Origin of the sequence: Kitasatospora brasiliensis (assembly GCF_032654805.1) — a bacterium.
GTDB classification, from domain to species: Bacteria; Actinomycetota; Actinomycetes; order Streptomycetales; family Streptomycetaceae; genus Kitasatospora; species Kitasatospora brasiliensis.
In genome coordinates, this window is record NZ_JAUOOW010000001.1 from 1,635,793 (window position 1) to 1,646,874 (window position 11,082).

Annotated in this window: 7 protein-coding genes; 1 reads left to right on the plus strand and 6 read right to left on the minus strand. The window is 73.4% G+C overall.

Annotated elements, in window-relative coordinates; translation table 11 throughout:
* Positions 1-10: 10 nt before the first annotated feature.
* From obgE to QWJ13_RS07530, 6 genes are all read right to left on the minus strand, one after another.
* Positions 11-1,489, minus strand: a complete 1,479-nt coding sequence (obgE, locus tag QWJ13_RS07505) for a GTPase ObgE (RefSeq protein WP_316521439.1) — start codon at positions 1,487-1,489, stop codon at positions 11-13.
* 140 nt (positions 1,490-1,629) lie between these two features.
* Entirely contained in the window at positions 1,630-1,887 is a 258-nt protein-coding gene (gene rpmA, locus QWJ13_RS07510; protein ID WP_030058248.1) for a 50S ribosomal protein L27, read from the minus strand.
* Between the two features lie 14 nt (positions 1,888-1,901).
* Entirely contained in the window at positions 1,902-2,219 is a 318-nt protein-coding gene (gene rplU / locus QWJ13_RS07515) for a 50S ribosomal protein L21 (protein WP_045696828.1), read from the minus strand.
* A 230-nt stretch (positions 2,220-2,449) separates the two neighbouring features.
* Positions 2,450-5,986, minus strand: coding sequence for an Rne/Rng family ribonuclease (locus QWJ13_RS07520; RefSeq protein WP_316521454.1), 3,537 nt, complete (start codon positions 5,984-5,986; stop codon positions 2,450-2,452).
* 396 nt (positions 5,987-6,382) lie between these two features.
* Entirely contained in the window at positions 6,383-7,183 is an 801-nt protein-coding gene (locus QWJ13_RS07525) for a TIGR03936 family radical SAM-associated protein (RefSeq protein WP_316521457.1), read from the minus strand.
* A 313-nt stretch (positions 7,184-7,496) separates the two neighbouring features.
* Positions 7,497-9,425 (minus strand): TIGR03960 family B12-binding radical SAM protein, encoded by a 1,929-nt coding sequence (locus tag QWJ13_RS07530; protein WP_316521460.1) that lies wholly within the window; start codon positions 9,423-9,425, stop codon positions 7,497-7,499.
* A gap of 340 nt (positions 9,426-9,765) precedes the next feature.
* Here QWJ13_RS07530 and QWJ13_RS07535 point away from each other — a divergent pair, with 340 nt between their 5' ends.
* Positions 9,766-11,052, plus strand: coding sequence for a M14 family zinc carboxypeptidase (locus QWJ13_RS07535; protein ID WP_316521461.1), 1,287 nt, complete (start codon positions 9,766-9,768; stop codon positions 11,050-11,052).
* Positions 11,053-11,082 lie beyond the last annotated feature (30 nt).

Genomic DNA, 11,082 nt, shown 5'->3' on the forward strand with positions numbered 1-11,082 from the left:
CTCAGCGCGCTCAGTCGTCCTCGTCGTCGCCCTCGATGGCGGCCGGGCGGCTGCTGGAGAGCGCCTCGAAGGCGAGGAACTCGGCCTCGGCCGCGTCCCGGCCCTTCTGCTTCTCGCGGCGGCGGTCGACCGCCGGGCGCGGGCTCTCGAAGCGGTGGTCCTCACCGCGGCGGCCGAGCATCTCGGCGCCGGCGGCCATGGTCGGCTCCCAGTCGAAGACGACGGCGTTCTCCTCGGGGCCGATGATGACGGTGTCGCCCTCGTGCGCCCCGATCTTCCACAGCTCCTGCTCGACGCCGAGGCGGGCCAGCCGGTCGGCGAGGTAGCCGACGGCCTCATCGTTGCTGAAGTCGGTCTGGCGGACCCAGCGCTCCGGCTTGACGCCGCGGATGTGGTACGCGCCGTCCTCCTCGGTGATGGTGAAGCCCGCGTCGTCGACGGCCTTGGGCCGCAGCACGATCCGGGTGGACTCCTCGGCCGGCTTGGCGGCGCGGGCCTCGGCGACGATTCCGGCCACCGCGAAGCTCAGCTCGCGCAGGCCCTTGCGGGAGGCGGCGGAGACCTCGAACACCCGGAAGCCGCGCTCCTCCAGCGAGGCGCGGGTCAGGTCGGCGATGTCCTGACCGTCCGGGACGTCCACCTTGTTGAGCGCGACCAGGCGCGGGCGGTCTTCCAGGCCGCCGTACTCGGCGAGCTCGGCCTCGATGGTCTCCAGGTCGCTCAGCGGGTCGCGGCCGGGCTCCAGGGTGGCGCAGTCCAGCACGTGCACCAGCACCGAGCAGCGCTCGACGTGCCGCAGGAACTCCAGGCCGAGGCCGCGGCCCTGGCTGGCGCCCGGGATGAGACCGGGCACGTCGGCGATGGTGTAGACGGTGTCGCCGGCGGTGACCACGCCGAGGTTGGGGATCAGGGTGGTGAACGGGTAGTCCGCGATCTTCGGCTTGGCGGCGGAGAGCACCGAGATCAGCGAGGACTTGCCGGCGCTCGGGTAGCCGACCAGGGCCACGTCGGCGACGGACTTGAGTTCCATGACGATGTCACGGGCCTCGCCGGGCTCGCCGAGCAGCGCGAAGCCGGGCGCCTTGCGGCGGGCCGAGGCCAGCGCGGAGTTGCCGAGGCCGCCGCGGCCGCCCTGGGCGGCGACGAAGCTGGTGCCGTGCCCGACCAGGTCGGCCAGCACGTTGCCCTTGCGGTCCAGCACCACGGTGCCGTCCGGCACCAGCAGGACGAGGTCCTCGCCGTCCGCGCCGGTGCGGTGGCCGCCCGCGCCGGGCTTGCCGTTGGTGGCCTTGCGCTTGGGCGAGTGGTGGTATTCGAGCAGGGTGGTGACCTGCGAGTCCACGGTGAGGATGATGCTGCCGCCCTCACCGCCGTTGCCGCCGTCCGGGCCGCCGAGCGGCTTGAACTTCTCGCGGTGCACGGAGGCGCAGCCGTGGCCCCCGTTACCCGCGGCGACGTGAAGTTCGACGCGGTCCACGAAGGTGGTCATGGGTGTGCCTCCAGTGCGCGAGAGTCTGCTTACTACCTGCGTAAAGCGTGAAGGGTGGACCGGAGAATTCCGGCCCACCCTTCACTGTGAGTCTTGTCAAACCCGGGTGGATCTTCTCAGACTCGGGAGTCCGCGGGGACTCAGGCCTCGACGGCCACGATGTTGACGACCTTGCGGCCGCGACGGTTGCCGAACTGGACCGCACCGGCGGTCAGCGCGAACAGGGTGTCGTCGCCACCGCGACCGACACCGGCACCCGGGTGGAAGTGGGTGCCGCGCTGGCGGACGAGGATCTCGCCGGCGGAGACGACCTGGCCGCCGAAGCGCTTCACGCCGAGGCGCTGGGCGTTCGAGTCACGGCCGTTACGAGTAGAGCTTGCGCCCTTCTTGTGTGCCATTTTTCGCTATCCCCTTACTTGCTGACCGAGTCGATGCTGGTGATGCGCACCGCGGTGTGCTGCTGACGGTGACCCTGACGGCGGCGGTAGCCGGTCTTGTTCTTGTAGCGCAGGATGACGATCTTGTCACCCTTGGTCTGGTCGACCACCTCGGCGTGAGCCTTCACGCCGGCCAGGACCCACGGGTCGGAGGTGACAGCGTCACCGTCGACGACGAGGATGGTCGAGAGCTCGACCGAGTCACCCGGCTTGGCCTCGATACGGTCGATCTCCAGCACGTCGCCGACGGCGACCTTGTGCTGGCGGCCGCCTGCGCGAACGATCGCGTACATGCGGTACCTGCTTTCCTTGCTCGGTCGGAACCCCCGACGCCAGCCACCTGGGTACGGACACAGGAGCCTCTCCCCGGCCCTCCGCGCGGACGCGGTGACCTCGGGAAGGTGATGTGCTCGGGAGCAATGGCGTAGACACGCCGATGGTCAAGAATACGGACCGGCCGCCTCAGGGGCAAACCGGCCCGTACGGCCCGGGGCGGGATCGCTCCCGCCCCGGGGCGTGGGCACTACTCGGCTGCCGTATCACCCTCGGCGGCCGCGGCCTTCTTGGCCGCCGCGCTCGTCCGCTTGGTCGCGGTCTTGCGGGCGGTGGTCTTCTTGGCCGCCGTGGTGGTCTTCTTGGCGGCGGTCTTCTTCGCGGCGGTCTTGCGGGCGGCCCGCTTCTTCGGCGCCGGCGCCTCCTCGGCGGGAGCCTCCTCGGCGGGTGCCTCGGGGGCCTGCTCGGCGGCCTCGGCCGGGGCCTCGACGACCACGGCCTCCTCCGCGACCACGACCGGCTCGGCCGGCGCCTCGGCGGCGGCTTCGGCGGCCGGGGTGGCGGCCTCCAGGGCCGCCGCCAGCGCGGCCTCGGCCTTGGCCTGGAGCACCACGATCTCGGCGTTGTCCGGCGAACCGGCCGGAGCCGTCGCCTTGCGCACCGCCCGGCGGCGCGGACGGCCGGCCGGAGCGGCCGCCGGAGCCTCGACGACCGGAGCCTCGACGACGGGGGCCTCCACGACCGCCTCGGCCGGCGCCTCGACGCCCGGGACCTCCAGGGCCAGCTGGCCCTCGATCTCCTCGCGCACCGGCTCGGCGAAGGCCTCCACCGGCTCGGCCACGGCGGTCACCGCGGTCTCGACGGCCTGCGGCTCCTCGTGGCCCGCGCCGCCCTTGCCCCGGCGACGGCGCTTGCCGCTGCCCGAACCGGCCTCGCCCGCCGCCACGGGGGCGTGGACGTGGGTGCTCGGCTGCTCCATGTGGACGATCACGCCGCGGCCGTTGCAGTGCACGCACGGCTCGGAGAAGGACTCCAGCAGGCCCTGGCCGACCCGCTTGCGGGTCATCTGGACCAGGCCCAGCGAGGTGACCTCGGCCACCTGGTGCTTGGTCCGGTCCCGGCCCAGGCACTCCAGCAGGCGGCGCAGCACCAGGTCGCGGTTGGACTCCAGCACCATGTCGATGAAGTCGATCACGATGATGCCGCCGAGGTCGCGCAGCCGCAGCTGGCGCACGATCTCCTCGGCCGCCTCGATGTTGTTCCGGGTGACCGTCTCCTCCAGGTTGCCGCCCTGGCCGACGAACTTCCCGGTGTTGACGTCGATGACGACCATCGCCTCGGTGCGGTCGATCACCAGCGAACCGCCGCTGGGCAGCCAGACCTTGCGGTCCAGTGCCTTCATCAGCTGCTCGTCGATCCGGTAGGTGGCGAACACGTCCACCTCGGAGGTCCAGCGCTGGAGCCGCTCCGCGAGGTCCGGGGCCACGTTGGAGACGTACTCGTGGATGGTCTTCCACGCCTCGTCGCCGGAGACGATGACCTTGGTGAAGTCCTCGTTGAAGATGTCGCGGACGACCCGGACGGTCATGTCCGGCTCGCCGTACAGCAGCGCCGGGGCGTTGCCGGTCGCGGCCTTCTTCTGGATGTCCTCCCACTGCTGCTGGAGGCGCTGGACGTCGCGGGTCAGCTCCTCCTCGGAGGCGCCCTCGGCGGCGGTGCGCACGATGACGCCCGCGTCGTCCGGGACGATCTTCTTGAGGATCTGCTTCAGCCGGGCGCGCTCGTTCTCCGGGAGCTTGCGCGAGATGCCGGTCATCGAGCCCTCGGGCACGTAGACCAGGTAGCGGCCGGGCAGCGAGATCTGGCTGGTCAGGCGGGCGCCCTTGTGGCCGATCGGGTCCTTGGAGACCTGCACCAGCACGGACTGGCCGGACTTCAGCACCGACTCGATCCGGCGCGGGCCGCCGTGGCCGCCCAGCGCGCCGAAGTTGACCTCACCGGCGTAGAGCACCGCGTTGCGGCCCTTGCCGATGTCGACGAAGGCGGCCTCCATCGACGGCAGCACGTTCTGGACCTTGCCCAGGTAGACGTTGCCGACGTACGAGGTGGCCTGCTCCTTGTTGACGTAGTGCTCGACCAGCACGCCGTCCTCAAGGACACCGATCTGGGTGCGCTGGCCGTTCTGGCGCACCACCATGACGCGCTCGACCGACTCACGGCGGGCCAGGAACTCGGCCTCGGTGATGATCGGCACCCGGCGGCGGCCCAGCTCGCGGCCCTCGCGGCGGCGCTGCTTCTTGGCCTCCAGACGGGTCGAGCCCTTGATGGACTGCACCTCGTCCGGGTCGAAGGACGGCTCGGTGGAGCGGCGGCGCGGCTCGCGCACCTTCACCACCGTTCGGACGCCGTCCTCGGTGGTCTCGGCGGTCTCGACGGCGCCGGCCTCACCGCTGCGGCGGCGACGGCGGCGACGGCGGCGCGACGAGGACAGGCCGGCGGCCAGGTCGTCGTCCTCCTCGCCCTCGTCCTCGGCGGCCTCGGCCGACTCGTCGGTGACGGGCTGCTCGGTCTCGACGGCCTCGGCGGCCTCGAACTCCTCGGCCTCGCCACGGCGACGGCGGCGGCCGCCCCGGCGACGACGCCGGGAAGGACGGCCGTCCTCCCACTCGTCCTCGGTCTCCGGACCGGCGGCGGGGGCCTCCACGGCGGGGGTCTCGACAGCCGGCGCCGCGACGACGGGCGCGGGCGCCGGAGCCTGGGCCTGGGCCTGGGCCTTGGCCTGAGCCTTGGCGGCCGACTTGCGACGGGTCGGCTCGACCCGGGCACGGACCCGGCGACGGCGGCCGACGCCGCTGTACTCGTACTCGTCCTCTTCCTCGCGCTCGGCCACGGCCGGGGCCTCGACCGGCGCCGGGGCGGCGGCGGGCTGCTGCGGCGCGGCCGGGGCCTGGGCCTGCGCCGGGGCGACGAAGGGGGCCGGCTCCTGGAACACCGGGGCCTGGAAGACCGCGGTGGCCGGACGGACGGCACGGCGGCGCACCCGGTGGTGCGGCTCGGCCTCGGCGACCGGGGCGGGGGCCTGCACAGCGGGGGCCGCGACGGCCGGCGCCTCGGCGGCGGGGGCCTCGGCGGCCTCCTCCTCGGGCTCCTCCGCGACGGCGGGCTCCTCGGCCTTCGGCTCCTCGACGACCGGCGCGGCCTCGACCACGCGACGGCGGCGGGGGCGGCGGGCCGGAGCGGCGGGGGCCTCCTCGGCCACCGGCTCGGCGGGGGTCTCGACGGCCGGCGCCTCGACGGCGGGGGCCTCGGCGGCAGGGACCTCGGCCTCGGCGGGGGCACCGGCGGGCGCCTCGGCGCGCTTGCGGGTGCGGCGGGCCCGGACGGGCTTCTCGGCCTTCTCGGCCTTCTCGGCCTTGTCCGCCTTCTCGGCCTTGTCCGCCTTCTCGGCCTTCACGGTGACCTCGGCCACCGGGGCCTCGGCGGTCTCCGGCGCCCCGGCGGGGGCCTCGGCACGCTTGCGGGTCCGGCGGGCCCGGACGGGCTTCTCGGCGACCGGCTCGGCGGAGGCCTCGGCGGCCTCCACGGCCGGAGCCGCGGCGGCCTTCGGCGTCTCGGCCGGCAGAACAGTCTCGGCCGCCTCGGTGGCGGCACCCTGCGGGGCGCCGGCCGGGCGGGACACCGCGCGGCGACGGCGACGCGGGGGCGCGGCGGACGCGCCCTCGCCACCGGTGGCGGCGGTTTCGTTCTGTTCCGTGGCCGCAGTCTGCGGATCGGTGTTATCGAGCATGCGGGTGGATCTCCCGTCAGGCCCCCGGGCTCCACATCCGGGCACGGCGCGGCACCGGTGGGCGGCCGGCATCGCGACGATGCCCGGACCGCACCTTTGGACGGTGCCGCCGCGCGGACGCGAGGCCGCACAGGGGCTCGTAGTCTCGCTCGGCGCCCCGCGTTCGGCGGGGTGTCGAAAGTCTTCTGGTCTGACCAGTCTTCTGAGGTTTTCCCAAGCTGCGCCGTCCCCCAACCCCGGGTGGCTCCCGGACGGGGTCCCGGACCCGCCGACCTTCCAGGTCGGCAGGCCCCGGGTGGCAGGCCTGCGCTGCGACGACGCTCGCTCCCCTGGGGAGCCGCGGGAACCTTGGAGGACCGTCGGGCCCAGTGAGGCACTGGACCCGGCCTCCCCCCGCTAGGCGGACGCGGTAGCGTGCGGCCCTGCGGTCGGCTCCGAGCCGACCGGAGCCGCCGCGCGGTCGAGCGCCAGCGGGTCGGTCACCGTGCCGGCCTCCTCGTCGAGCGGCCCCTGCGCCAGCCTGGTCACCTCTGCGGGGACCGGCGGCGCCAGGTCGGCCGTCGCACGGAGACCGGACAATACGTCGTCGGGTCGTACGGCGGGTGTGGCGTGTCGTACTACCAGGCGCAGTATCGCACAGGGACGGCCGGTCCGAACATCGTGGCCCGTTCCGGTCTCGGCGTCCGCACCGGCCTCGACCTGCGTCGGGACGGCTTCCAGCGCCGCCACCGCACCCCGCGCGTCGAAGACGCGCAGGCCGTTCTTGGTCCGGCGCTCGACCTCGACCCGCTCGGCGGCGAGGAAGCGCGCGACCGCCTGGGCGGCCGCGTCCGGCTCGACGCCGTCCAGCCGCACCAGCCACTCGGAGGCTTCCAGGCGCTCCACGAAGTTCGGCGTCCGCACCTCGACCGCGTCGATCACGTCCAGGCCGGCCGGCAGCGACTCGTCCAGCTGCGCCCGCAGCTGCTCGGGATCGCGGACGGCGGCCAGGCCGATCTCCAGGTACTCCGCCTCGCTCGCCACCCCGGTCGGGGCCGCGTTGGCGTAGGAGACCTTCGGGTGCGGGGTGAAGCCGGCCGAGTAGGCCATCGGAACGGCGGACCGGCGCAGAGCGCGCTCGAAGGCGCGCTGGAAGTCGCGGTGGCTGGTGAAGCGGAGCCGGCCGCGCTTGGTGTAGCGGAGACGAATCCGCTGCACCGTCGGCGCGGGCGGCGGACCGTCGGGCGTACGGCGTGCCAGGGTCGCTCAGTCCTTAGTCAGTTGTCCCCGTCCGGCGTGGCGTCTTCCCGCCACTGTCCGGACTCTGTCACCTCAAAGGGTACGCGCCCCGCCACCCCCCTCGCTCCGCCCCTGGTCAGACACCCCTCCACGGCACACCGCGACCCCCGGCCGAATCCTCCCGGCCAGGGGTCGCGCATGTGACACACGCTACGTCGTCACCGGGGCCGATCGGGGTGTGTGTGTCCATCTGCGTGCACACACCGCAGTCGACCCGCGGAATTCGGACGCGCTACTTGTTGACGACCGTCAGCGGCAGCATCTTCTTGCCGGTCGGGCCGATCTGGATGTGGGTGTCCATCTGCGGGCACACGCCGCAGTCGAAGCACGGGGTCCAACGGCAGTCGTCGACCTCGACCTCCTCCAGGGCGTCCTGCCAGTCCTCCCAGAGCCAGTCCTTGTCGAGGCCGCTGTCCAGGTGGTCCCAGGGCAGCACCTCCTCGTAGGAGCGCTCGCGGGTGGTGTACCAGTCGACGTCGACGCCGGTGCCGGCCAGGCCCTTCTCGGCGCAGAGCATCCAGCGGTCGTACGAGAAGTACTCGCGCCAGCCGTCGAAGCGGCCGCCGTCCTCGTAGACCGCGCGGATGATCGCGCCGACCCGGCGGTCGCCGCGGGAGAGCAGTCCCTCGACGATGCCCGGCTTGCCGTCGTGGTAGCGGTAGCCGATGTTCTTGCCGTACTTGCGGTCGCCGCGGATCGAGTCGCGCAGCTTGGCCAGGCGGGCGTCGGTGGCCTCGGCGGACAGCTGCGGGGCCCACTGGAACGGGGTGTGCGGCTTGGGCACGAACCCGCCGATGGAGACGGTGCAGCGGATGTCGTTCTGGCCGGTGACCTCGCGGCCCTTCTGGATGACGTTCTTCGCCATCTCGCCGATCTGGAGCACGTCCTCGTCGGTCTCAGTGGGCAGGCCGCACATGAAGTACAGCTTCACCTGGCGCCAGCCGTTGCCGTACGCGGTGGCGACGGTGCGGATCAGGTCCTCCTCCGACACCATCTTGTTGATCACCTTGCGCATGCGCTCACTGCCGCCCTCGGGGGCGAAGGTGAGGCCCGAGCGGCGCCCGTTGCGGGACAGCTCGTTGGCGAGGTCGATGTTGAAGGCGTCGACGCGGGTGGACGGCAGCGACAGGCCGATCTTGTCCTCGGTGTAGCGGTCCGCCAGTCCCTTGGCGATGTCACCGATCTCGGTGTGGTCGGCGCTGGACAGCGACAGCAGGCCGACCTCCTCGAAGCCGGTCGCCTTCAGCCCGCGCTCCACCATCTCGCCGATGCCGGTGATGCTTCGCTCCCGCACGGGGCGCGTGATCATGCCGGCCTGGCAGAAGCGGCAGCCGCGGGTGCAGCCGCGGAAGATCTCCACGGACATCCGCTCGTGCACCGTCTCCGCGAGCGGGACCAGCGGCTGCTTGGGGTACGGCCACTCGTCCAGGTCCATCACGGTGTGCTTGGACACCCGCCACGGCACGCCCGGGGCGTTCGGCACGACGCGGCCGATCCGGCCGTCGGCCAGGTACTCCACGTCGTAGAACTTCGGGACGTACACCCCGCCGGTACGGGCCAGGCGCAGCAGCAGCTCGTCGCGGCCGCCGGGGCGGCCCTCGGCCTTCCAGGCGCGGATGATGTCGGTGATGTCGAGCACGGCCTGCTCGCCGTCGCCGACCACGGCGCAGTCGATGAAGTCCGCGATCGGCTCCGGGTTGAAGGCCGCGTGGCCGCCGGCCAGGACGATCGGGTCCTCGTCGGTGCGGTCCTTGGCGTCCAGCGGGATGCCGGCCAGGTCGAGCGCGGTCAGCATGTTGGTGTAGCCGAGCTCGGTGGAGAACGACAGCCCGAAGACGTCGAAGGCCTTGACCGGGCGGTGGGCGTCCACCGTGAACTGCGGGACGTCGTGCTCGCGCATCAGCGCTTCGAGGTCCGGCCAGACGCTGTAGGTGCGCTCGGCGAGCACGCCCTCGCGCTCGTTCAGCACCTCGTAGAGGATCATGACGCCCTGGTTGGGCAGCCCGACCTCGTAGGCGTCGGGGTACATCAGTGCCCACCGGACGTCGGCGGCGTCCCAGTCCTTGACGGTCGAGTTGAGCTCGCCGCCGACGTACTGGATCGGCTTCTGGACGTGCGGGAGGAGGGCCTCCAGGCGTGGGAAGACCGATTCGACAGTCATGTACTAGGAACCCTTACGACGTGATTCGGTGCCGCGATTCGGCACGGGAGGGGTGACCCTCAAGGGTAGCCCAATCCGGGGAACGGGCCGTCTGCCCCGGATCACGGGCCGCCCGCGCCCCGGCGCCACCCCGGCGGCGGGTGCCCGCCCCGGCACGCCCGGTGGGCGCCCGCCGGGCGGCGCCGTCCGCCGTTGACACGCCCGGAAGGGCCGTGCGGTACTGACGGGGCTCCGCCGAAGACATCTGCGCCCCTTCCGGACAACCCCTTCCGGACAAGGGAGTTGAGTCGTACGCTCGGCCCTCGTCGGATTTCCCGCCGGCGCCGGCGCAAGGAGAACCATGACCGACACCGGTCGGCGGATCCGCCTCCGGCCCCTCGACACCCGGCCGGCCCGCTACCCCACGCCGGCCCAGGCAGAGTCCGCCGCGCGGCGGCTCGCACTGCGGCACCCGGACCGCTGCCGACTGCGCGAGGTGGGCCGCTCCCGGGCCGGGCGCCCACTGCTGCTGCTCTCGGTGGACCGCGGGCCGCGCGCGGTGCTGGTGGTCGGCGGCCCGCACCCCAACGAGCCGATCGGCACCGCCGGGACGGTCCGGCTCGCCGAGGTGCTGCTGGAGCGCCCCGCGCGCCCCGGGCTCTCCTGGCACCTGCTGCTCTGCCTCGACCCGGACGGCGCCGCGCTCAACACCGGCTGGCTGGACGGCCCGCTCACCATGCGACGCCACTACGAGCACTTCTTCCGCCCGTCCTTCGAGGAGCAGCCCGAGCTGCTGCCCGCCCCCGGCTCCGGCCGTCCGCCGATGCCGGAGAGCCTGGTGCTGACCGGCCTGATCGACGAGCTGCGCCCCTTCCTCCAGTGCTCGCTGCACGGGGTGGACTTCGGCGGCGCGTTCGTCCAGCTCACCCGGCCGGTCCGGGGCCTGGCGGGGCGCTTCGCCCGCTCCGCGGAGCGCGCCGGAGTGCCGCTCGACGTGGACTCCTACGACGCGATCGGCTGGGCCAGCCCGGACCCGGGCACCTATCTGATGCCGGACCCGGGCGCCGGGGGCTCCCGGGCGCTGCCGGACGAGCCGGAGCTGTCCACCTGGTCCTACGCGGCCCGGCACGGCGCGGTCACCGCGGTGCTGGAGGTCCCGATGTGGGCGGTCGACGCGGTCGGCGACGCCCGCCGCCACCCGGCCGGGGCACGGGCCCTCGCGGCCGCCGCCGGGGAGCTCACCGCGCGGGCCGGGGAGCTCACCGCCCTGCTGCCGAGCGTCCCCGGGCACGGCGACGAGGAGCGCGGCCCGCTGCTGCGCACCGTCGAGTCCAGTCTGGCGGTCGCCCCGCGGGTGGCCGAGGAGTGGCTGGAGCGCTGGGGTGCCCAGCCGCTGACCGCCTCCCGGGTCACGACGGCCGGGCTGGTCGCGGCCCGGGTGCCGCTGCGGGTGGCGTCGGTCCTGCTGCGGCTGCTCGCCGACGTCCGCGGCCCCGGCGCGGAGGCCGCCCGGGAGCGGGCCCGCGCCGTCGTCACCGACAGCCTGGACCGGCTGCGCCACCGCTTCGGGGCCCGCTGGGTCCCGGTCCAGGAGCAGCTGGCCCATCAGACCCGCGCCGTCCTGACCACCGCCGACTGCCTTCTCTGAGCACCCCCGGGCGCGAAAGAACGGGGCCGG